Origin of the sequence: Klebsiella sp. CN_Kp106 (genome assembly GCF_040064575.1) — a bacterium.
Taxonomy (GTDB): Bacteria; Pseudomonadota; Gammaproteobacteria; order Enterobacterales; family Enterobacteriaceae; genus Klebsiella; species Klebsiella michiganensis.
This window is the reverse complement of the sequence record NZ_JBEAIG010000068.1, coordinates 15387-38750: the sequence shown is the minus strand read 5'-3', so window position 1 is coordinate 38750 and position 23364 is coordinate 15387. Positions and strand designations below refer to the sequence as shown.

General features: G+C 59.6%; 18 protein-coding genes and 1 pseudogene. 7 read left to right on the top strand and 12 right to left on the bottom strand.

The window, feature by feature from the left end; translation table 11 throughout:
* Positions 1-16: 16 nt before the first annotated feature.
* The 9 genes from ABLU96_RS22280 to ABLU96_RS22240 form a co-directional block, all read right to left on the bottom strand.
* Positions 17-1207 carry a thiolase family protein gene (locus tag ABLU96_RS22280; protein WP_064404209.1) on the bottom strand — a complete coding sequence of 397 codons (1191 nt, stop codon included), beginning with the start codon at positions 1205-1207 and terminating at the stop codon, positions 17-19.
* An 11-nt stretch (positions 1208-1218) separates the two neighbouring features.
* The gene (gene fabG / locus ABLU96_RS22275; RefSeq protein WP_014839474.1) at positions 1219-1953 is read right to left on the bottom strand and encodes a 3-oxoacyl-ACP reductase FabG; all 735 of its coding nucleotides are present in this window, start codon (positions 1951-1953) and stop codon (positions 1219-1221) included.
* 11 nt (positions 1954-1964) lie between these two features.
* Positions 1965-3557 (bottom strand): CoA-transferase, encoded by a 1593-nt coding sequence (locus tag ABLU96_RS22270; protein ID WP_064404207.1) that lies wholly within the window; start codon positions 3555-3557, stop codon positions 1965-1967.
* Positions 3554-5110 carry a class I adenylate-forming enzyme family protein gene (locus ABLU96_RS22265; protein WP_064404203.1) on the bottom strand — a complete coding sequence of 519 codons (1557 nt, stop codon included), beginning with the start codon at positions 5108-5110 and terminating at the stop codon, positions 3554-3556. Before ABLU96_RS22265 ends, ABLU96_RS22270 begins: the two co-directional genes overlap by 4 nt.
* Before the next feature lie 249 nt (positions 5111-5359).
* On the bottom strand, positions 5360-5749 hold the full coding sequence (locus tag ABLU96_RS22260; protein WP_032694034.1) for a VOC family protein: 390 nt from the start codon (positions 5747-5749) through the stop codon (positions 5360-5362).
* A gap of 1 nt (position 5750) precedes the next feature.
* The gene (fucP, locus tag ABLU96_RS22255; protein ID WP_032751147.1) at positions 5751-7085 is read right to left on the bottom strand and encodes an L-fucose:H+ symporter permease; all 1335 of its coding nucleotides are present in this window, start codon (positions 7083-7085) and stop codon (positions 5751-5753) included.
* Between the two features lie 36 nt (positions 7086-7121).
* Entirely contained in the window at positions 7122-8063 is a 942-nt protein-coding gene (locus ABLU96_RS22250) for a ribokinase (RefSeq protein ID WP_049084507.1), read from the bottom strand.
* A gap of 11 nt (positions 8064-8074) precedes the next feature.
* Entirely contained in the window at positions 8075-8764 is a 690-nt protein-coding gene (gene alsE, locus ABLU96_RS22245) for a D-allulose 6-phosphate 3-epimerase (protein WP_048260364.1), read from the bottom strand.
* A gap of 109 nt (positions 8765-8873) precedes the next feature.
* Complete coding sequence (locus ABLU96_RS22240; protein ID WP_025106034.1) at positions 8874-9674, bottom strand: DeoR/GlpR family DNA-binding transcription regulator; 801 nt, start codon at positions 9672-9674, stop codon at positions 8874-8876.
* A gap of 363 nt (positions 9675-10037) precedes the next feature.
* On the opposite strand from ABLU96_RS22240, the gene deoC reads away from it, so the two are divergent.
* The 6 genes and pseudogenes from deoC to ABLU96_RS22210 all read left to right on the top strand — a co-directional run bounded on the left by deoC (position 10038) and on the right by ABLU96_RS22210 (position 16252).
* Entirely contained in the window at positions 10038-10787 is a 750-nt protein-coding gene (gene deoC, locus ABLU96_RS22235; RefSeq protein ID WP_025106035.1) for a deoxyribose-phosphate aldolase, read from the top strand.
* Positions 10788-10840: 53 nt separating this feature from the next.
* Positions 10841-12346: an FGGY-family carbohydrate kinase gene (locus ABLU96_RS22230; RefSeq protein WP_032751138.1), complete on the top strand. Its 1506-nt coding sequence runs from the start codon at positions 10841-10843 to the stop codon at positions 12344-12346.
* A gap of 61 nt (positions 12347-12407) precedes the next feature.
* On the top strand, positions 12408-13181 hold the full coding sequence (locus ABLU96_RS22225) for a DeoR/GlpR family DNA-binding transcription regulator (RefSeq protein ID WP_009654966.1): 774 nt from the start codon (positions 12408-12410) through the stop codon (positions 13179-13181).
* 13 nt (positions 13182-13194) lie between these two features.
* Positions 13195-13356, top strand: a pseudogene (locus tag ABLU96_RS22220) (hypothetical protein); the annotation flags it as partial.
* A gap of 423 nt (positions 13357-13779) precedes the next feature.
* Positions 13780-14202, top strand: coding sequence for a hypothetical protein (locus tag ABLU96_RS22215; RefSeq protein WP_064358899.1), 423 nt, complete (start codon positions 13780-13782; stop codon positions 14200-14202).
* Positions 14203-14698: 496 nt separating this feature from the next.
* Entirely contained in the window at positions 14699-16252 is a 1554-nt protein-coding gene (locus ABLU96_RS22210; RefSeq protein WP_004124798.1) for a peptide MFS transporter, read from the top strand.
* Positions 16253-16292: 40 nt separating this feature from the next.
* Here the strand turns inward: ABLU96_RS22210 and ABLU96_RS22205 are convergent, their stop codons facing one another.
* Positions 16293-17072: an acetoin reductase gene (locus tag ABLU96_RS22205; RefSeq protein ID WP_032751132.1), complete on the bottom strand. Its 780-nt coding sequence runs from the start codon at positions 17070-17072 to the stop codon at positions 16293-16295.
* Positions 17073-17239: 167 nt separating this feature from the next.
* Between ABLU96_RS22205 and ABLU96_RS22200 the strand changes: the two genes are divergently transcribed.
* On the top strand, positions 17240-19951 hold the full coding sequence (locus ABLU96_RS22200; protein ID WP_064404201.1) for a LuxR C-terminal-related transcriptional regulator: 2712 nt from the start codon (positions 17240-17242) through the stop codon (positions 19949-19951).
* On the opposite strand, the gene ABLU96_RS22195 is transcribed toward ABLU96_RS22200, so the two are convergent.
* Entirely contained in the window at positions 19948-21426 is a 1479-nt protein-coding gene (locus ABLU96_RS22195) for an MdtP family multidrug efflux transporter outer membrane subunit (RefSeq protein WP_064375524.1), read from the bottom strand. The two genes, ABLU96_RS22200 and ABLU96_RS22195, sit on opposite strands and share 4 nt — an antisense overlap.
* On the bottom strand, positions 21423-23360 hold the full coding sequence (locus ABLU96_RS22190; protein ID WP_064404199.1) for an FUSC family protein: 1938 nt from the start codon (positions 23358-23360) through the stop codon (positions 21423-21425). The genes ABLU96_RS22195 and ABLU96_RS22190 overlap by 4 nt, the downstream gene beginning before the upstream one ends.
* Positions 23361-23364 lie beyond the last annotated feature (4 nt).

Below are 23364 nucleotides of genomic sequence, written 5' to 3'. Positions count from 1 at the left end.
TTCGGGCCGTCTTTTCCTAAGCGCCTTCGCGCTCGAACAGCATAGAAATCCCCTGGCCGCCGCCGATGCACATGGTGACCAGACCGGTGCGCGCGCCGCTGCGCGCCATTTCATACATCAGTTTGACCGGCAGGATCGCACCGCTGGCGCCCACCGGGTGGCCGAGGGCGATCGCGCCGCCGTTGACGTTAACGCGGGCTGGATCGAGACGCAGATCGTTCATCACCGCCAGCGCCTGGGCGGCGAAGGCCTCATTGAGTTCAATTAAATCGATGGCGTGAACATCCATATTGAGACGGTTCATCAGGCGTCGGGTAGCGGGAGAGGGGCCAAACCCCATAATCTCCGCGCCGCAGCCGGCGACCGCCCAGCCGCGAATCCGCATGCGCGGGGTTAAGCCGCGCTGTTCCGCCTGCTGGCGGGTCATCATCACCAGTGCGGCCGCGCCGTCGTTAATGCCGGAGGAGTTGGCCGCCGTCACCACGCCGTCGGCTTTAAATGCCGGACGCAGCGCGGCGAGCTTTTCGCGCGGGGTGTCGCGCGGGTGTTCATCGGTCGCGAACAGGCGGGTCGCTTTTTTGCCGTCTGGCACCTCAAGGGCCAGAATCTGCTCGCGGAAGCGATCCTCAGCGATCGCCTTCAGCGCCTTCTGCTGGCTCGACCAGGCGAAATCGTCCATCGCTTCGCGGGTAATACCGAAGCGTTGCGCGACGTTTTCCGCCGTGATGCCGTTGTGATAAGGCCCTTCTGGCCAGGTAAGGATGGAGATCAGTCCATCTTCCAGCTCGCCGTGGCCCATGCGATAGCCATCGCGCGCTTTGCGCAGGTAGTAGGGCAACTGGGTCATATTTTCCGTTCCGCAGGCGACGACCACCTCGGCCTGGCCGCTTTGCAGCTGCATCATGCCGTCCGCCAGGGCCTGAAGCCCGGAGCCGCACTGGCGGTTAACCGAATACGCGGCGCTCTCCTGCGGGATCCCCGCCCGCAGCTGGCAGATGCGGGCGATAAAACCGCTTTCGGCGATTTGCCCGACGTTGCCGACGATCGTTTCATCGATATCCTGCGGCGCAAGCCCGGCGCGGGCGATCGCTTCGCGAATAACCGCTGCCCCGAGATCGTGCTGGTGGGTATGCTTAAGACTGCCGTTAAACGTGCCAATAGCGGTACGAACGCCGCTGACAACCACAATATCATTAGCCTGTGTCATCGTTTTTCTCCTTACAGCACCATGCCGCCGCCGACGTTAATCACTTCCCCGTTGATATAGCGCGCGCCGTCGGACGCCAGAAACGCCACGCACTCGCCAACGTCTTTCGCCTCCCCCGCGTAGCCCGCAGGGATCTTGTTGATCATGATTTGCCAGACGTTTTCCGGGACGCCGCGCGTCATATCGGTATCGATAAAGCCCGGGCAGATGGCGTTAACCGTGACGCCTTTCTTCGCCAGTTCGCGGCAGGCGGTTTTGGTCATCCCCACCACGCCGGCTTTTGACGCCGAATAGTTGGTTTGCCCGACGTTGCCAAGCCAGCTGGCGGAAGCGATATTGATAATGCGGCCCGCGCCGCGCTCGCGCATGCGGATGGCGGCCTGCTGCATACAGAGAAAAGTGCCCTTCAGATTGACATCGATCACCGTGTCCCAGTCCGCTTCGGAGAGTTTGTGCAGCATGGCGTCGCGGTTGATTCCGGCGTTATTCACCACAATATCCACCGGGCCAAACGCCTCTTCGGCCTGGGAAAACAGCGCTTCGACCTGCGCTTTTTCACCGATATTGCAGCTGATAAACAGCGCCTGTGCGCCCGATTCGCGCAGGGACGCGGCGGCGGCTTCGCCGTGCGTGTCGCGATCGGCGATGATCACTCGCGCGCCTTCCCGCGCAAGCACCTGGGCAATGCCAAAGCCGATACCGCGCGCGGCGCCGGTAACAATGGCGGTTTTACTGGCAAGTTTCATAGCTAATTTCCTTATGAGTCAGAGGATGAATTCCGGGACAGATGTTCCGCGAGGCCGCAGGGCTGCGGGGTGAACAAGCGGCTGTCCATAACCTGAAGATCCGCGGCGATCGCCGGACGAAAATCCATATGCGCCAGGATGTCGCGCTCAAGATCGATACCGGGGGCGATTTCCGTCAGCACCGGCCCCTCCGGGCGCAGTTCGAAAACCGCCCGTTCGGTGACGTAATGCATGGTTTGTCCTTTGGCGCGGGCCAGCTCGCCGTTGTAGGAAACCTGATTCACCCCGGCGACGAATTTGCGTACCTCGCCTTCGCGGCGGATATGCAGGGCCCCTTGTTCACAGGCGATCTCCAGCCCTTTGGCGGTAAAAGAGGAGCAGAACACGACGTGGCGGGCATTCTGGGTGATATCGATAAAACCGCCCGCGCCGGGGCAGGATGCGCCGAGCCGCGTGGCGTTGACGTGGCCGTGCGGGTCCATCTCGCCGGCGCCCATAAAGGTGATATCGACCCCCGCGCCGTTGTAATAGAGCATTTGATCCTGGTGGCTTATCATCGCGCTCAGGTTACGACCGATGCCGAAATCAACGCCGCCCGCCTGCTGCCCGCCGTAGATCCCTGACTCCACGGTGATGGTGACCTGCTCGCCGAGCCGTTCTTCGTGAATGATGGCGCCAATAACATCGTTAGGAATGCCGGTGCCGAGATTGATGACGCAGCCGGGCGTCAGATAGCGGCAGGCAATCCGCCCGATAAGCTTGCGCAGGTCGAGCGGCAGCGGCGCGTTCTGCGCGGCGGGAAGCTGGATATCGCCGCACAGCGCCGGATCGAAGTCCCAGCTGGAGGTCTGGCGGTGATCCGTCTGTGGCTCTTCGCATACCACAATGGCGTCGATTAGGTTGCCGGGAACGGTGATGCTTTTCGGATGCAGCGAGCCTTTCGCCACGCGATATTTCACCTGCGCCAGCACCTTCGCCCCATAGCGTCTGGCGGCGAGAACCGCGTGCAGAACTTCCAGCTTCATCACCTCTTCATCGGTCGTGAGGTTGCCCTCTTCATCAGCATGGGTGCCGCGCACAATGACCACGTCCAGAGGAATGGCCGGGTAGAACAGATATTCGTCGCCGCGAAACGTCACGTGCTCGATCAGATCGGGCCGTTCGCGGGTGCGGGCGTTCATCCGCCCGCCTTCCATGCGCGGATCGACAAAGGTACCGAGCCCGACGGGGGAAAGCCGCCCGGTAAGCCCGGCGGCCATCGCGCTATAGAGATGGACGATCTGCCCCTGCGGCAGGCACCAGGCTTCCACTTCGTTGTTGTTGATCATCGCCATCCAGCGCGGCGCCAGGCCCCAGTGCGAGCCGATAAGCCGCGTTACCATACCCGGGTGGGCGAAGTGCTGGATGCCGCGCTGGCGATCGCTTTGCCCGGCGGCATGCAGCAGCGTCAGGTCGCGCGGTTCGCCCGCGGTCAGAAAGCGCGCTTCGATAGCGCTTAAAATGGACTCCGCCGCGCCGATTAGCGTCATCCCGACGGTGCAGACGGTGTCGCCGCTGGCGACCCGCTGGGCCGCTTGATGGGCGTCGATAAATTTGCTGCTCACTTTTTATCCTCCGTTGATAGCGTGATGATGGATTCCGCGAGGCGCGTTTTGAGCTGTTGTTTGCTCACTTTTCCGTTATGGGTGCGCGGTAAAACGCGGGTGAAAATAATGCGCGCCGGCAGCTTAAAGCGGGCGATTTTGACCTTCAGCCAGCCGAGGATCTCTTCGCTGGTCAGGTGGTGCTGGCCGTCCGGCACGATAAACGCCACCGGCTCTTCGCCATAGATCGGGCTGGGGGTCGGGATGACGGCAACTTCCCGCACTCCCCGATAGGTAGAGAGAATGTTTTCCAGCTCCAGCGAGTAAATCTTCTCTCCGCCGCGATTGATCATGTCCTTGCTGCGGTCTTTTATGTACAACCAGCCTTCATCGTCGAGATAGCCCAGGTCGCCGGTACAAAACCAGCCCTGCGCATCGCAGCTAGGGCGTCGTTCGCTGTGCTGCCAGTACTCGCGGATCACCACGTCGCCTTTTAGCCAGATATGCCCGATTTGCCCGGCGGGGAGGAGCTGCTGGCGATCGTTGCGGATCGTAATGGCGAGGCCGGGGATCGCCTGGCCCGAACTGCCGCATTTATCGCTGCCCCAGACGTCGCCCGGAAAAATCGTCGCGGGTGAGGTCGTTTCGGTGAGCCCGTAGATCGGCTGAATCGCCGTATGCGGGAACAGGGTTTTTAACTCGTTGATCAGTCCATCGCTCAGATGGCCCGCGCCGCAGGCAATCGTGCGTAACGCGGGGAAATCGCCAGGATGACTGGCGCTCTGCTCGCGTGCCGCCTGGCAGAGAAGGATAAAGATGGTTGGCGAGCCGTGCAGAAAGGTAATGTTCTGTTCGCGCAGGGTGCCGATCACCTGCGGGGCGTTGAACCGGTGCTGCAGCCAGATGCTCGCGCCGAGGCTAATAAACAGCGCCAGCAGCGCCGACAGGCCGGTGATGTGATAGATAGGTACCGCCAGAATGGTGCTATCCGCGGCGGTGAGATTCAGTTTTTGCGTATAGGCGTCAATCGCGCAGAGCAGGTTATTGTGCGTGATAATCGCCCCTTTAGGCTCTCCGGTGGTACCGGAGGTGAACATCATCACCGCCGTATCGTCGCGGTTAACCGGGACCGGCTGGCGGGTCAGCGGTTCGGGAAGGGGGAGCGCCTGCCATTCGCTGAGCGAAACCGCGCGCGCGTCGGGGGTGTTTTTCAGCCAGTCCTGCACGGTCGCATCGAACAGCACGACCCGCGGGGCGATATGGCCCACCAGCTCCTCGCTTTCGGCCTGCTTAAGCTTCGTGCTGAAAGGCACCACTTCGATGCCCAGACCAAGCGCGGCAAAAAGGACTTCGCAAAAAGCGGGATGATTCCCCCAGGCCAGCAGGATTCGATCGCCTTTGCGCAGCGACCAGACCTGGTCAAGCTGCGCCATCGCTCGCTGTACCCGCAGGTGAAAATCGCGGTACAGATAGCGCCGATCCTCAAACGCCAGCGCCAGGGCATCCGGGCTGCGGGCGGCGCTGTGGCTCAGGGCCTGGTACAGATTCTGGAAGTCGGCGGAGGTGCTGCTCATTTGTCTCTCCTGATATTACGTATTGACTGGAAGTAGTCTGGGGAAATTCAGGAGAGGAAATTGCCGAATGGCTCACAATAGAAAATCAACAAAACAGAAGCAATTTTGTAACATTGCACAATAGGCAGGAGAGGTCGGGTGGGGGGGCGAAAATCTGGAATCAGGCAGGCTTTTGTAAAGCCTGAGGAAGCCCGCTTTTAGACCCGTGTTAACCGGGCCTAAAAGGGAGAAGGGGATCAGCCCGGCCGTTTAGCGCTTAAAGGCATCGAACTCGAGCCGTTCGCCATCGGGGCCGCGAATAAGCAGGAAGCGCACATTTTCTTCCTCAATCGGCCCTTCATCGAGCGGATAACCGAGCGCCGCCAGCCGCTGCTGCACCGCATCCAGGTCGCTGACTTCCAACGCCAGATGATCGATACCGCAGCGAGGGGCGTCAAAAGGCGTTCCTTCGGGAAGCTGGTACAGCTCGAGGACGGCGCCCGCCATTTCAAGAAACGCGACTTCAATAGCGCCCTGCGGCGACGGTTTGCTAAACCGCTGCTGGCGCTGAAAGCCCAGCGGTTCATAGAAGGCAAGCGAACGCGTTAAGTCGCTGACCTGATAGCCAATATGAGCAATCGTGTTGATCAGTTCGCGCATGTTATACCCCCTTACGCACGCACCAGAAACCGTAGAAAGCGACATACACAAAGCACACAAGTGGGGCGATAAAAGCGATTTGCATATTGCCGCCGTTCATATCCGAGATAATGCCCATTACCAGCGGAATAACGGCCCCGCCGATAATCGACATCACCACGATCGAGCCTGCGGTCTGGGTATCTTTCCCCATCCCTTTGATGACCAGACCAAAGTTTGTCGGCCAGCATGGCGCCATACAGAAGCTGACCAGAATGAGCGCATAGACCGCCAGCATTGAACTGCTGAATACGGCAACCAGTAAAAGGGCGGTGGCGGCCAGGGCAAAGGTACCGAGCAGCAGCGCCGGATTCAGGCGGTTCATCAACCAGGTGGCCACGGTTTTACCCACGGCGTAAATCACCAGAGAAGCCAGCAGCCAGTAAGTCGCGGAGTGCTCGCTGGTGCCCTGCTGCACGAGCTGCACAAAGCGAATCGTGAAGCTCCATACGCCAACCTGGGCGCCGACGTACAAAAACTGCGACAGGATCCCGAGGCGAAAGCGCGGGATGGCAAACAGGCGTTTCAGCGTAGGCCCCATGCTTTCCGTCGGGAGCTGCTGCTGCTGAGAGGGCGTGCCCTTGCACGACGGGAATTTAATAAACACGAACACCAGCGCCAGCACCACCAGCACGGAGCCGATAATCAGATAGGGCCCGACCACCTGGCCGACCATCTGATGGCGCGCGGCGTCCGCGGCGGCGGCGGGCATCGCCAGCAGCTGTTCATGGCTCGGATCGTTTTCGCCGAAGACCATCACCTGGCCAATCAGCACGCCGGAAATCACGCCCAGCGAGTTGAAGATCTGCGAAAAGTTAATGCGCTGGGTGGAGGAGTGGATCGGGCCCAGCAGGCTGGAGTAGGTGTTTGCCGAGGTTTCCAGAAAAGAGAGTCCGCAGGCGATCACCCCCAGGCAGGCGAGGAACGCGCCGTAGGTCATGATCTGCGCGGCCGGGACGAACAGGAAACAGCCGAGGGCGTACAGGCACAGCCCAATAATAATCGCCGCTTTATAGGAATAACGCTTAATCAGCGCCGCCGCAGGCAGGGCGACAAAGAAGTAGCCGAGGAAAAAAATCGACTGCACCAGCGCCGTCTGGGTATCCGTTAAATCGAAGCCCTTTTTAAACTGGGCGATCAAAATATCATTCAGGTTGCCCGCCATCCCCCATAGCGCAAACAGGCAACAGACCAGTAAAAATTGCAGCCAGGGGGTGTGCGGTAAATACGCGCTGGTGTCCAGTTTTTCATTGTGGACCGCCGCTTTATCGACCTTATCCGTGATTAGCGTACTCATTGAGCTATCCTCTTAATGGTTTTTATACAGTAGGGTTTAAGCCATTTCATAATCAGAGGCGGCACGTAAAAGCCGTTCTCGTGCCTCCTGGTAATCCGGTAAAGATGATGCGCCCTGCTTTTCGACGCTGACGGCGGCGTACGCCGCCGCAAATCGGGCCGCGCTATGCAGCGGCTCGCCGCAGGCCAGACGCGCCGCCAGCGCGCCGTTAAAGGCATCGCCCGCGCCGGTGGTATCGCGGGGATGAGAAGGAAAGCACGGAATAGGGAATTTCACGCCCTGCTCGCTCAGCAGGGCGCCCTTTGCGCCTAGGGTGATAATGACGTTGCGCGCGCCCTGAGCATGCAGCGCATCGGCGGCCTCGGCCGCGGCCGCCAGAGAGTCAACCCGGCGCCCGGTCATTAACCCGGCCTCTGTGGCGTTCGGCGTGAGCAAATCCACTTTGCTTAGAAAGGCGTGCTCAACGGGCTGCCAGGGGGCGGGATTGAGCACCACGAAGGCCCCGGCTGCTTTCGCGGCGTCAACGACCTGTTCAATGGCGGAAAGATTATTCTCCAGCTGAACCAGCACCACATCCGCGCAGCCGATAGCGGGAATGCAGCCGGCGATTTCATCATCGGTCACCGTCATATTCGCGCCGGGGTCGACGGCAATCATGTTTTCGGCATCGTTGCCGGCCACATAAATCAGCGCATTGCCAGTGGGGACGTCTTCGGCGACCAGCAGCGTCACGGCGTTAAACCCCACGCCCTTCAGATGACGGCGGGCAAAATGGCCGAAGGTATCATTGCCAATCTTGCCGATATAGTGAACATTCGCCCCCGCTTTTAGCGCGGCGGTGGCCTGGTTCGCCCCTTTTCCGCCGGCGCTGGTCATGCTCCCGCAGGCCACTAACGACTCGCCCGGCACCGGAAAGCGCTCCACTCTGGCCACCATGTCGAAATTGAATGAACCAAAAACACAGACTTTTCCTGACATCATTCGCTCCTTTATACGTGCTCGGGGGAGTGCAGCGCGGCGGACAGATCCCGGGACATTTTTTCCCAGGCCTGCTCGAGCGGCATATCCGGGCGGAATAAACCGCTGCTGCCCATCACCAATACCTGCGCCCCGGCTCCCAGCAGCTCACGGTAGGTGTTGCGGTTACATGAGCCGTCGACTTCCAGCAAGAAGTTGAGGCTGCGGCTCTCTTTTAACTGATGAAGCTGCGCGATTTTGGCGGTCATTTCGGGAATAAACGGCTGACCGGCATAGCCCGGATCGACGGTCATCACCGTGACCTTATCGAGCAGATGCAGATAGTGCTGGATGCTCTCAACCGGCGTGGCGGGATTGAGCACCATCCCCACCTCTTTCCCCGCCTGGCGAAGCATATTGATGACCCGAAAAGCTTCGCGGCAGATGGTTTCCGGATGCAGTGAAATGGCGTCTGCTCCGGCTTCTATCAGCGCCGGGATAAACGGGTCGGGCTCTTCGACCATCAGGTGGACATCAATGGGAAGCGACGTATAGGGCCGAATCTGCGCCACAAAGCTGGCCGATAGCGCCAGGTTTTTCACATAGTGCCCGTCCATCACGTCGACGTGCAGCCTGTCGGCTTTGCCGTTTAAAAAGTGCAGCTGTTCCGCCAGCTTCATCATGTCCATACACATGAGCGAGGGAGAAAGGTAATAACGCATAAGGCCTCTTTTATTCCGGTAGTGGCTGATTTCAGGCAAAGTCTGGCCCTGCCGCGGGAAGCAGCGTTTCGACAATGCGCGTAGTCACCGTCACGTCATGACGGCGTACTCAGGCGATCTGTAGCCCGACGTTATGCCAGGTCATCTCTTTTTCCAGCAGCGGATCGACAAACTTTTCGGTGATTAAACAGTCCAGCTCGCCCAATCCGCCGATCCGCGCGACGCCTGTTCGCCCCAGCTTGCTGCCGTCGACCAATGCCACGGTCTGACGGGCGGCCAGCATCATCTGTTTCAACAGGGCGGCGTGGGCTTCCGTACCCGCATATAAGCCGCTATCGCGCTCCAGCCCCTGGCAGGAGAAAAAGAGCGTATCGACGGCGTACTCCCGCAGCGTTCGTGAGGCGGTTTCACCGAAGAACGCCTCCTCGGTCGGGGAAAAATCGCCCCCCAGTCCCACGAGATGCAACGAGCGTCTGCTCATCAGCGTTTGCAAGATGCGGATAGAGGGCGTGATAACCGTTAGCGCCATCTCCGGCATCTGCCGGGCCAAAAACCAGCTGGTGCTGCTGCCGTCCAGGACAATGGTCTGTCCCGGCTGGAGACATTGCAGCGCTTTGCGGGCAACGCGCATTTTTCCTTCGCTGTGCAGCAGCGTTCTCTGCTGAAAGCTTCCCTGGCTATCTTCGACCGGCAGGGCGGGCGACGCCGCTCGGATCGCCGGCAGCGGGTTCTCCGCCGCCAGCGCTCCGCCATGGCTCCGATTTAAGATCCCTTTCCGTTCCAGCTCGCTCAGATCGCGGCGAATCGTTTCCCTGGAGACCCGAGTCGCTTGCGCAATCTCATTCACCCGCATCACGCCGCGTTGGCCCAGCAGTTCAACAATCAAACGATGACGTTCCAGCGGCAACATAGCTCTCTCCTGAAGTACATAATCAGATTACCTTTCCCTTGCGCAGGGCGTTGAGACCTCCGGAATATCCGGCGAAGGCGACCGTTTTGTCGCCGGTCAATGTGACAGCGTACGCATTTTGGCGTCATATCCGGCAGCGGTTTCGCTCTCTCGCCCGTTATTCAGGCATAAACAAAAACAAACAAAAATAAATGCAATATTGCCTTTGCGCCCGTTTATGCCCGTTTACGCCCGTTCATCAAGGGCATCGCTCATTTTCTGTCTGCTAATTAAAAGCAAATGAAAATAAAAAAATGCTAATTTGATCACGTTATTTTCATTTGATGCGTTTTTAAATGGATTTAAGCCGATTAAGAGCATTAAATGAAAGCAACTAAAAACAAAGAGCAGGATAAAACCATGAATGAAACAACCCGTCGTTTTGCACGTTTAGTCGACCTGAGCGCAGTCCAGGCCACCAGTACCGAAGCGGACGTTCGCGCCTGCGCCGAGCTGGCAGCCCGATACAACATTATTTCCGTCCACGTTCTGCCCTGCTGGACGCGTTTTCTCAGTACGTTGCTGCCGCAGCAGGGGACGGGAGAGGTGATGATTGGCGGGCCGGTCGGCTTTCCCGGCGGCGGGCATGCGACTGACACCAAGGTTCAGGAAGTGCGGCAGCTGATTGCCGATGGCGCCCGCGAAGTGGATATGGTGGTGAATATCGGCAAAGTGTTATCCGGCGATTATGACTATGTGCGCGAAGATTTGCGCCGCGTGGTGGAGGCCGCCGCGCCGGTACCGGCGAAGGTGATCCTCGAAACGCACTATCTCAATGAGGAGCAGATTCGCCGCGTGTGCGATATCGCCGTAGAGGTGGGGATGAAGTGGGTCAAAACCTCCACCGGCTGGGCGCCGACCGGCGCGACGGTGGAAAAAGTCAGCATTATTGCCGACCAGCTTAAAGGACGAATCGATATCAAAGGTGCCGGGGGGATTCGCGATCTGGCAACGGTGCGCGCCCTGTACCAGCTTGGCGTCCGCCGCTTTGGCATGAGCCATGGCGCGGTCACAAAGGTGCTGGCTGAACTGGAGCAGCACCCGGAACGCTTTCCCGAGCTGAACGCCGATTAAACTGAGAGACCGCGGGCCTGATGGCCCGCCTTAAGACGTCACCGGAGTCAGTGATGAAAGATAAAATACTCACGATTGATGTTGGCACTGGCAGTACCCGCGCCGCTCTTTTGCGCGTTGACGGCACGATGGTCGGCTTTGCGCAAAGAGAGTATGAACAGACCACGCCGCGTGCGGGTTGGTCAGAACAGGCCCCGTCTTTATGGTGGCAGGCCGCCTGCGACTGTATACGCGAGGTGCTTTACCGCTATCCTGAAACGGCTGCGCAGATTGCGGTTATTGGCGCCTGCGGGCAGATGCACGGCACCGTCCTGCTGGACGATCGCGGCGAGCTGGTGGAGGACAGGGCGCTGCTGTGGAATGACAAGCGCAGCCAGCCGCAGGTGGAAGCTTTTACCGCGCGCGAAGGGCGGGAAAAGTGGCTGGCGCATTTAAATAATCCACCCGCGGCGGCGTGGCCCGCTTTCAAATTAGCCTGGTGGCGTGAACATCATCCGGAGCGCTGGTCAAAGCTCGCCAAGGTGTTAATGCCGAAGGACTATATTAATTTCATGCTGACCGGCGCCCTGGCGACCGACTATAGCGAGGCGTCCTGCTATTTCCTGATGGACAGCGAAACCCGCGCCTGGTCTTCGCAAGCCTGCGAAACGTTTGGCCTGCGGGTCGATCAGCTACCGGACCTCAAACTTTCCAGCGACATTATCGGCCAGGTAACCCCACGCGCCGCCGGCCTGACGGGCCTGCCTCCAGGGATCCCGGTGGTTGCCGGTACGTCGGACATGGCGGCCTCTCTGCTGGGCTCGGGAGTATATGAGCCGGGGATGGCGTCCGACTCCACCGGCACGTCGACGCTGATCACCGTAGTGTCGCCGCGGCCGTTACGCCACCCGCTGGTCAATAACCTTCATCTGGCTAACGCGGCCTGGGGCGGATTTACGATTCTCGACGCCGGCGGCGATGCCGTCCGCTGGGCGCGGCTGGCGCTTGCCGATAACCAGATTACCCACCCGCAGCTTTTGCAGGAAGCGGCGGCGGTGCCGGCCGGTGCGGAAGGGCTGCTCTTTCTTCCCTATCTGACGGGAGAGCGTCTGGCCGAACACACGAACTCGCGGGCGCAGTTCTTCGGCCTGCAGCGCAAGCATCGCCGCGGTCATTTATTCCGCGCGGTCCTGGAAGGGGTGGCCTTTGCGTCCTGGCGCAATCTGCGCCAGCTGCAGGCGTGCGGGCAATATCCGCAACAAATGATCGCTTCCGGCGGCGGCGCGCGCAGCCCGCTGTGGCTTGAAATCAAAGCCGCGGCGTACAATCTTCCGATATTATCTACGCGCAATCAGGAGAATGGCGTCACCGGATGCGGTATTATCGCCGGGGTTGGCGCGGGGCTGTACGCGGATTTTGCCAGCGGCGTGAGGCAGACGGTGCAGTTCGATAAGCTGATTTCGCCGGATCCCCGTCTGCGGGATTATTACCACGCCTGCAGCGAGCTTTTTGATACGCTCTACCGGCAATCCGCCGCCTTATACGACAGGCTGGATGCCCTGAGCGCAGGACCCGACTGATAAGCAACGGTAAGCCAGCGCCGCGTCGCGCGTAACGTGCCGTAAATAAGAGAGAGGCAGAATGTTTGCAGAAGAAAGACAGGAGAAGTTGCTCAGTATTCTCAGGGAAAAACGCAAAGTGGCTGTTTCTGAGATGTGTGACGTCTTTAATGTATCTGGCGCCACCATTCGTGCCGATCTCCGCCAGCTGGAAGAGGAGGGACTGCTGACCCGTACCCACGGCGGCGCCGTCCTTCGCACGCGGGCGAGCTTTGAACAGGCGTCGGACGCGCGTGAAATTGTCAACCTCAGCGCGAAAGAGCGGATCGGCCAGCGCGCAGCGGCGCTGGTTGAGGATGGCGACATTATCGTGCTGGATACCGGCACGACGACCCTGCATATCGCGCGCAATATTCGCGACCGACAAAACGTCACGGTGGTCACCAACGATTACCAAATCGCCCGCGAGCTGGAAGCCAGCCCCTCGATTCAAACCATTCTGCTGGGCGGGATCGTGAAGAAGGGGTACCACTGCGTGGTGGCGATCAACGGACGCTCCATTCTTGATACCCTGAACGTCGATAAAGCGTTTATGGGCGCCAATTCGCTGTCGCTGAAACACGGCGCCTGCGTGGCCGATATCATGCTGGCAGAAACGAAACGCGGCATGGTTGAACACGCCAGCCAGGTGATTATCGTCTGCGACTATAGCAAGCTGAATAATACCTCGCTTGCCCAGTTTACCGCCGCGGATCGGATTGATACCGTGGTGGTCGATCGTCTGCCCGATGACGTTCAGGCGTATCGTAATGCCGGCATTCAGGTGATCTCCCTGGATGAAGAGGCGCACCTCTAGCGTTCTGTTCCGGCAGAGGCGCACCGATCCGGAGTACTACGGTAAAGGGCTCGGTATTGCGCCGCGTATCAATCCGGCGCTGGAGAAAGTGACGGCTTCTCCCGAATATAGCGCAATTAAAGCGCGCTGGATTAAAGCGTCGTTGATAGTGGCGTACAGGAAAGATACCCCCTGAAGGGTATAGCCCCTCAAACGTTCCTGTATGCCATCGGGAGCATCGGCTTATCCGTCAACGAACAAACGGTTACTGGTTCTCTCCCTTTTTAAAAGTTTTCAATACATTATGCGCGTAGCTAATATAATTCTTAGCGCGCGGACATTTAAAATGTAACGCGAAACTTCTGAAAAACATGTCCAATGAAATAAAAAGTGGATTTTATTTCAATCTTTATGTCAGAATCGCGTTATGGCAGTAAAAACCATATTTTATATATTGTCATTATGCAAGCCATAATGAGCGGATACTAACGAACGCTACAGAAATAACATTCTGAGGCGTTGTCTGATTATTCGCATGGAGAATTATCGTGATGCTATCCTGTCTTAAAAACCTCGCTGGTGATTATATAGGATATAAATCATATGGCAGGAAGAATAAATGAGTTCGATGACAAATAGCCTGGAAAGATTAAGGAAGGAAAAGGAGGAGATAAAGCGACAGCGGCGTGAGTTTAAAATAAAATTCGTGTGCTTATATGTCTCAATATTGTCACATCTAAAAGCAAATCCTGATAATAAAGTTACCAAGGGTTCTTTTGGTGATGCTAAAAAAATCACCGTGGCAAACGATGGTTTCTTTTTTGATATTAGTTTCAAATATGACTACGCAAGAAATAAAGTGCGGATTATTGTATCTGAAGAAAGCCTGTCGCTGAAAGTCAGGCTCACCCTGCGGCTGACGGCATCAAAAGCGAAATGGCGCATTGTAAAAATATCCCATAAAAAGTTTAAGAATATTTTTAGAGTCATGAAGCCACAGCTGATTGAGGAGCTTATCGTCTTTTTGATCCGCTATCTGTAGATATTTCCTCTCCGCCAATGGGCCAATGAGCCGGGATGCTCGCTTCGATCGTTCTTCCGGCTGCAGGTTGGATATTTCCTGCCGCGAGTTCCTCCTGGTTTGAGTCGATGAGAATGTCATTAAACGGCATTACTCAATAAAGCCCCCATTAATGCTGTTTTTTCCCGCTTTTACCCCTTTTATCGCCCGGGTTTTCTGGCGGGATGAAGTTGCCAGGGTGATTTCTTAAATCCTTGTAAGTAAATGAAAAAGTATCATTTTTGTCATGAATGCCTCTGTCAATCACATTTCCTCTGTCGCCAACTTTAAATCTGTAAAAGTAGACGTTTGTCGACTTTTCATCTAAAAAGTTGGGGGAAGGGACTAGACAGGACCATTATTAGGTTATCAAATGGTTAAATTACGTCACATTAAATGTGAATGATTGGCCTTGTGTATAAAAGGCCAACACGCTTTCCGCTGCGTTAAAGCGCTGCGGACATCTTTGGGAGAAGTTATGCATTCCTCTGTTAATAAAAATGAAACTCGGACCTTTTTTGGTCATCCTTACCCCCTCGGTTCGCTGTTTTTCACCGAAATGTGGGAACGGTTCTCGTTTTACGGTATTCGACCATTACTGATCCTGTTTATGGCGGCCACCGTCTATGACGGCGGGATGGGGCTGGCGCGCGAGAACGCGTCGGCCATTGTCGGGATCTTTGCCGGGACCATGTATCTTGCCGCACTGCCCGGCGGCTGGCTGGCGGATAACTGGCTCGGGCAACAAAAGGCGGTCTGGTACGGCTCGATTCTGATCGCCCTCGGCCATCTCTCCATCGCGCTGTCGGCGGTGATGGGGGATAGCCTGTTCTTTATTGGCCTGATGTTTATCGTGCTCGGTTCCGGCCTGTTCAAAACCTGTATTTCGGTGATGGTCGGTACGCTGTACAAGAAAGGCGATGCGCGCCGCGACGGCGGCTTCTCGCTGTTCTATATGGGCATCAACATGGGGTCGTTTATCGCCCCGCTGATCTCCGGCTGGCTGATTAAATCTCACGGCTGGCACTGGGGCTTCGGCATCGGCGGCATCGGGATGCTGGTCGCGCTGATTATCTTCCGCGTCTTTGCCGTTCCGGCGATGAAACGCTACGACAGCGAAGTCGGCCTCGACTCCACCTGGAACAGCCCGGTAGTGAAACGAAACGGCGTCGGCGCATGGCTGCTGGCGCTGACGGTCGGTGTGGCGGTTATCATCGCGTTGATTGCCCAGGGCGTTATCGTGATTAACCCGGTGGCGGTCGCCAGCGTGCTGGTCTACGTGATTGCGGCGTCGGTGGTGCTCTATTTTATCTACCTGTTCGTCTTCGCCGGACTGAGCCGCAAAGAGCGCGCCCGCCTGCTGGTATGCTTTATCCTGCTCATCTCCGCCGCCTTTTTCTGGTCGGCGTTTGAGCAGAAACCGACCTCGTTTAACCTGTTCGCTAACGACTATACCAACCGTATGCTCGGCTCCTTCGAGATCCCGGCGGTGTGGTTCCAGTCGATCAACGCCCTGTTTATTATTTTGCTGGCGCCGGTATTCAGCTGGGCATGGCCTGCGCTGGCGCGCAAAAACGTCCGTCCGAGCAGCATCACTAAGTTTGTTATCGGTATTTTATGCGCGGCGGCGGGCTTTGGCCTGATGATGCTGGCGGCGCAAAACGTCCTGAGCAACAACGGCGCGGGCGTTTCGCCGATGTGGCTGGTGGGCAGTATTCTGATGCTGACGCTGGGGGAGCTGTGCCTTAGCCCGATTGGCCTGGCGACCATGACCCTGCTGGCGCCGGAAAGAATGCGCGGCCAGATGATGGGGCTGTGGTTCTGCGCCAGCGCCCTGGGTAACCTGGCGGCGGGCCTGATTGGCGGGCACGTGAAGGCCGATCAGCTGGATATGCTGCCTGACCTGTTCGCACGCTGCTCCATTGCGCTGCTGATCTGCGCCGCGGTGCTGTGCCTGCTGATTGTTCCGGTTCGCCGGATGCTGGAAAACACCCGCAGCGACAAGCCGCAGGAGCCCGCGGCTAACGCGTAATCCCGCAAAAACCCGGCGCGTTCTGCGCCGGGTTTATCCCTTAACGGTAAACAATACCGCCATCGATCAGAATCGACTGACCGGTAACATAATCGGAGTCCGGGCCTGCCAGATAAGAGACCAGGCTTGCCACATCGTCCGGCGTTTCGGCGCGGCCAAGGGCGATGCCTTCCACGTATTTTTTATAGGTTTCGCCCACCGGCGCACCGGTAATGTCGGCGAAACGCTTATCGATCTCGGTCCACATTCCGGTTCCCACAATCCCCGGACAGTAGGCGTTTACCGTGATGCCGCGGCTGGCGTACTCTTTCGCCGCTGCCTGCGTCAGGGCGCGTACGGCAAATTTGGTGGCGGAATAGACGCCCAGCAGCGCGAAACCATCATGACCGGCGATAGAGCAGGCGTTGATGATTTTCCCTTTCTGCTGACGATCGATGAATTTTTTCGCCGCCGCCTGAATGCCCCACAGGGTACCCTGAACGTTGATGCGCATGATGCGGTCCACTTCTTCAGGCGTCACATCGGCCAGCGCCTGAACCTGGGCGATCCCGGCGTTGTTCACGATAATATCAAAGCCGCCCAGCTGTTTTTCCGCTTCATCAATGGCGGCGTATACCTGCGCGCGGTCGGCGATGTTAGCGACGAAGGTGGCCGCTTTACGCCCCAGCGCTTCCACTTCGGCGGCGACGGCGGCAATCCCTTCCGGGTTCACGTCGACCAGCATCACCGACGCGCCGTCTTTAGCCAGACGCAACGCGATACCGCGACCAATGCCCTGACCGGCGCCGGTCACCAGCGCAACTTTATTTTCGATAGCCATGTCTGTACTCACCTTGTACTGATTAATAAACCAGGGAGGCCCGCGGCCGATGTCGTCGTAGCCGCTGCGGCGAATGGCACTACTCTATCGGGCGCAATAAGCGTGGCCTACCCCCCTGATGGGGGGGATAATGAGCGTACGGACTGGATTTAAGGAGTAATCGCGGTATGGCTTTTTTACCCTCGGAGGATGATTCACTGACAGCGTTTGTTCATCAGGAACCTTTACGTTTCACCGGGACGCTGCCGCTTATTTCCACGCGCTTTACGCCGCCCCGTACGCCGGAAAGCCTGCTGTCGCGGGAGCGCCTGCTGCAGCGCCTCGACGGCGCCGTCTCCCGCCGTTTAACCCTGCTGCGCGCGCCCGCCGGGTTTGGCAAAACCACCCTGCTGGCGCAGTGGTACCGGCACCGCCTTCGACAAGGGGATGCGCTGGCCTGGCTGAGCCTTGAAGAGGACGACAACGCGCCGCTGCTGTTTATGCGCTATGTACAGGAGGCGCTGCGGCCGCTGTGGCAGGGGTGGAGCCCGTCGTTTCTGCATCTGTTACAAGGTGAGCTTCCGGCCGAGCTCCCCCTGTTCTTTGCTGAGCTCGTTAATCAGCTTAATCAGTGCCCGCACCCGCTGTACCTGATCCTCGACGACTATCAGTGCATCAGCGACCCGGCGATTCATCAGGGAATGAGCTGGCTGCTGCACCATGCGCCGCCGGCGCTGCATCTGCTCATCGGTAGCCGTAGTCAGCCGCCTTTAGCCCTGAGCCGTCTGCATATGCAGGACCAGCTGCTGGAGGTCGATGACCCGGAGCTGCGCTTTAACCCCAGCGAAGCCCGCGCTTATTTCGCTGGCGCGTCGGGGCTGGATCCGCAGGCGATCCCCCGGCTTATCGCGCTTACACAAGGGTGGGTCGCGGGAATGAAAATGGCCGCGCTCTCCCCGGACGCGTCTACGGCGATGGGCTTCGGCGCCGGCTCGCGGTCAATCTCCCGCTATCTGGATGAAGTGATTTTCGCGCCGCTGCCGCCCGAAGTATTCGACTTCCTGCTGCATACCTCCGTGCTTAATCGCCTGCATCCGGATCTGTGCGATGCCGTCTGCGGCCGCCATAACGGCGGCGAGATGCTGAGGTGGATAGCGCAGCACAATCTGTTTCTTTCCGCGCTGGACGACAGCGGCCGCTGGTTTCGCTATCACCCGCTGATGCGCGACGCGCTGCTGCATCGCCTGCGCCACGGCGGGGATATTGATATTCGCCAGCTGCACGATCGCGCCAGCGCCTGGTTCGCCGCGCAGCAGCTGTGGGCCGAGGCGATACGCCATGCGCTGGCCGCCGGAAAATCGGCGGCCAGGGATGCGGAAGCGGGCGCGCAGTCTCTGGCGGAGGAGGGGGATATCGATACCCTGGTGCAGTGGATACGCTACCTGCCAGCCAATCTCGACCCGTCGCGCATCGAGCTTCAGCTTAATCTGGCCTGGGCGTTAGCCCACCGCTTCCGGTTTAGCGACGCTCGCCAGCTGCTCGACGCCATTGAGACGCAATCGGCGGCGCATGGTGGGGCGCTGGCCCACAGCTCGTGGGTGAAGCTGCGGGTCGTTCGCGCGATCTGCGAAGCCTTTGCCGACAATATTGCCCGCAGTATCGCTATTGTCGAACCGCTGCTGCGCGAGGTGCCCTGCGGCGATATCTGGGTTGATGGCCTGGTGTGCAACATCCTCAGCTACTGCCATCTGGCGGACTCCCGGCCGCAGCAGGCGCTGGAGGTGCAGCAGCGGGTATCCGGCGTCAGCGTTGCTAACCGCAACCTGTTCGTGACGGTCTACCGGGCCTTTGTCATGGCGCAGAGCTATTTGCGCCAGGGGAATCTCGCCGAAGCGGAACGTCAGGCCGCGGGGGCGCTGCGCTATGCGGAGCAGCATACCGGCGAGAACGCCAGCAGCGGCGCTACCCTGGCGCCCATTCTCGCCGAGATAGCCTGGGAGCAAGGGAAGGGCGAGCAGGCGCAAAGCCTGCTGGTTCCGCGTCTGGAGACCATCGACAACTTCTGTCCGCCCGACGGCCTTAGCCGCGGCTATATCATCCTGGCCCGTCAGGCCCGTGAAATGGGGAGACTGGCGGAAGCCGAATCACTATTACTGCATGCCGAAGGGCTGGCGGCCCAGCGCGGCTGGCTGCGGGCGCAGGCTCCGCTGCTGGCGGAGCGGATTGCCGTTGCCCTTCACGCGGGCGACAAACTGGCCGCCGACGCGCTGCTGCTTCGCCTGCAGACCCTTAGCCAGACGGAGGCTGCCGGCGGATATATCGCGCTCAGCCAGAGCCGTCTCCTTATCGCCGCCGGCGAACCGCAGGCCGCCGCCCGGCTGTTGGATACGCTGGCCGGCGTGCGGGAAACCAGCGGCGAGTGGCTATTCGCCGTGCGTTTGCGGCTCAAACAGGCGCTTGCCCTCTGGCGTGCCGGCGAGCGGGAGCAGGCGATGGCTGTCTGCCGACCGGCGCTTGCGCGCGCGCTGCGTCAGGGGCTGTGGCGCAGCCTGCTGGAGGGGAGGGAAGAGATGGCTGCGCTGCTGGCGGAGATGCACAAGCACGGCGCGGCGGATGATGTGCTGACCGCCGATATCGTCGCTTTGCTGTCCCGCTTCGCCGCCGCCGGTATCGTGATTGATACGGCGCGTCCGCAGCCGCCCGCGCTGCGGCTGACTGAACGGGAGCAGCAGACCCTGCGTTTGATTGCCAACGGCCATTCCAACAAGGGCGTGGCGCGCGAGCTGGGCATTTCGGCGGAAACCGTCAAATGGCACCTTAAGCAGCTGTATGAAAAGCTGCAGGTGAAGGGGCGCATCCAGGCGGTAAACCAGGCGCGCGAATGGCGCCTGTTAAGCTAGCGCGATGGGGCGTTCTCGCTCAGCGCCGGGCCGCGATAATCGCCGCCCAGCGCTTTAATCAAGGTGATATCGGTACTGAGCCGCTGGGCCTGGATATCCAGCAGCAAAAGCTGCTGCGCGATGGCCGGGCGACGCGCCTCCTGCGCCGCATAGTAGCTGACCAGCCCGCGCTGATGGTGCGCGCTGGCGCTGCGGGTGGTCACCATCGCCGCCGTCACTTTCTGCTGCTGCAGGGCGGCCTGCTGGTTCAAATCGTTCAGCTGGCTCGAGCTAATCGCCACGTCGCGCACCGCGTCCAGCACCGCCTGGTTGTACTGCTTAATCAAAATATTGCTCGCCGTACGCGTCGATTTCAGGTTGGCGTTTAAGCGCCCGCCGTCAAACAGCGGTAAATAGAGCCCCGGCAGTATATTGATCTGCTGGAATGAGGACTTAAACAGATCGCCGACGCTCAGCGCGTTGTAGCCCCAGAAGGCCTTGATATCAAAGTGCGGGTAAAAGGCCGCTTTTGCCGCGTCCACCTGGCTCATGGAAGCGCTAACGTAGCCGCGCAGCGCCTGCAGGTCAGGGCGGCGGGCCAGCAGCTCAAACGAGAGCGAGTCCGGGAGCGTTTCCTGCAGCGTCGGCAGCGCCACGGGGTGAATCTCCGGCATGCTATGCGCATCGGCGCCGATCAGCGCCCGCAGGGTTTCCCGGTACTGCGTCAGCGTCCCCTGCGCCGTAATCACCTGCTGCGCCGCCGCCAGCAGCTCCGCCTGGGCATTGGCGACATCGACGCTATCCTCGACGCCGCGCGCGGTACGATGCTCGTGCGCCTGCACCGAGAGGCGGGCGATAGCCTCCAACTGGTTGAGTAATTCGATTTTCTGAAAAGTTGCCTGCATCGCGAAATAGAGCTGAGCCACGCTGCTGGCGAGATCCAGCTCGATACCGGCGGTCTCCGCCTGGCGGGCGTTCTTTTCGCCAATCGCGGCGGCGACGCGGGCGCGGTCGGCGCCCCATAAATCGATATTCAGCGTCGCTCCGACGCCGACCGTGTTCAGCGTGTACCAGGGGCCGTTTTTATCCACCGGCAGGGAGAAGGAGTAGGGCCAGGTAAACTGTTTATTGGTTACCCGCAGGCGGTTTTGCGCCGCCACGGCGGTGGCCTGAACGCCCATTGCCGACTGCGCCAGCTCAACCGTGGACTGCGATTGTGAAATACGCAGCCGCGCCGCCTGCATGGTGGGGGAGTTCTGCAGCGCGCGATTAACCAGCATATTGAGCTGGGGATCCTGATAGCCTTCCCACCACCGCGCCGTCGGCCAGCCGCTGTTCGCCAGGTGGATCACCTGCGCCAGCTCGGCCTGCTGCGGGTTGACCAGCGGTACCTGGCCGGGATCGTCCTGAATTAACGCGCAGCCGGCTAATTGCGTGAGGGCGAAGGCAAGCGCCAGGAAGGGCCAGACGCGCGGAAGAGGAGTGGTTTTCGTCATGATCGGGTTGCCTGTCGCGGAATAACGGAAGACGCAAGCGGCCACGTGGGCAGCGCGGCCAGCGCATTGACCAGCGGCGCGCCGAACGGGTTCGCCGGATCCGGCTGCTGCGCCTGAACGCGCTCAACGGTATTTTGCTGCGCATCGATATCGCTGGCGTAGGCTTCAAGCCGCCGGGCGCAGCGGGCTAAAAAGGTATCTTCCGGCGCGGCGTAGAGGCGATAGCCTTCGCTGAGGCGCAGGATCTCCTCTGCCTGACGAAAGGTTGCCCGCGCCGGCCAGCTTTTGGCTTCCGGCCACGGGTGCGCATAGGTTCCCAGCGGCTCGGCGGCCACCCGGTTGATTAAGGTTTCGCTCTCGGTCAGCGCGGCAAACAGCGGTACCTGCTGAACCTCATCGTCGCGGGCGGCGAGGGTTTGCGCCAGCTGGCGATACAGCTGGGCCAGACGTGCTTTCAGCTGCGGCGCTTCGCTATCGGGCCATAAATAGAGATGAACAATGGAGGAAACCAGTACGCCGAGCAGGATGCCGATAACCCGGTCGCGCAGCTCGGTAAGGTTGCTGAGCGGGCCAAACCAGCTCAGGAATGCCAGTGCGAAGGTAAAGCCTATCTGAATGCCGGCGTAGGCGATGCGCTCCGACCCCGCCGCAATCCACGCCGCCAGCGCGAAGACCGGTAGGGTCATCGCCAGCAGGCCGCTCAGCGAATCGGTCCAGGGCTGCACAAAGACGATCAGAAGCAGCGCAATCAGCGTGGCCAGCAGCGCGCCGCCAATGCGTAGCCACGTTTTCTGCATGGTGGCGCCCAGGCCCGGCTGGGCGACGATCACGCAGCTCAGCATGATGGTGTGGATGCCCTGCCAGTCGGCGGCGGTGTAAAAAACGTAGCACAGCAGCGTCGCCAGCAGCGTTTTCAGGGCAAAGTGCAGATAGGCCGGATTGGACCACGCGTCCGGCAAAAGCAGCGGCGCTTTTTCCACTTCGCCCTGCGGCAGCGGGATGGTTTCGCCGCGCGCCAGCCGCGCCAGAACCTCGGCGATCTCCTGCAAAATGGCGCTGTTGGCGCCGTCGCGCGGGACAATCAGCGGCTGGACCTCCGCCGCCGCGGGCAGATTATCCGCCAGCGCGTTAAGCTGGCTGGCTATCCGCCGACGCGCATCGGGATGGTCGTCGCCCGGCTGGAGCAGCGCCGTCAAATGAGAGCAGCTCAGCGCGGCGGCCATCAGCGACTGCCAGGCCTGCGGGCTGGCGGCAATCTCCGGCGTGGCGCGCGCGGCCTGCTGATACAGGGACCGCAGTTGGTTAAACTGCCCGGCAATCTCGGTAACGGTGGGCGGCGGCGTGCCATCGTCCGGCTGGCTCAGGCGCCGCGCCGTCTGGCGGAGCATCACCACCAGCCGGGCTTTGAACTGATAGCCGGGAAAGGCCTGCTGGAAACAGGCGTTGACCAGCAGGGTCACCAGAATGGCTGTGTTGATCGCCATCCATAGCCACAGCAGCAGGCGCACCAGAATTTCGCTCTGGCTGGTCATCGACGGGAAGGTCTGGGCGTAGATGACCGCCAGCGCCACCACGAAAAACGCCAGCCCGAGCTTGCCGAGCACCCGCATCAGGTAAATGGCGCAGAAGAACAGGATCACCGAGGCGACCAGGCGGATCAGCGGATAGTCATAGGTCCACTTGATAATCAGCAGCACGCCGCCCAGCGCGACGCTGACGGTCACCACGAAAACCACGCTTACCAGTTTGATCATCAGGACGTTCGGCTGGCTGACGTAAAACACCACGATCAGCGCGACGGCGAGGAAGGGAATATGCAGCGTCATAAACAGCACAATCAGCACCGCGCAGCTGAGCGTCAGGCGCAGGGTGTAGTTCGCCCGCCCCGGCGCATCGCGGAGTTCCCGGGTCAGAAAGGGCCACAAGCTCTGCATGCCG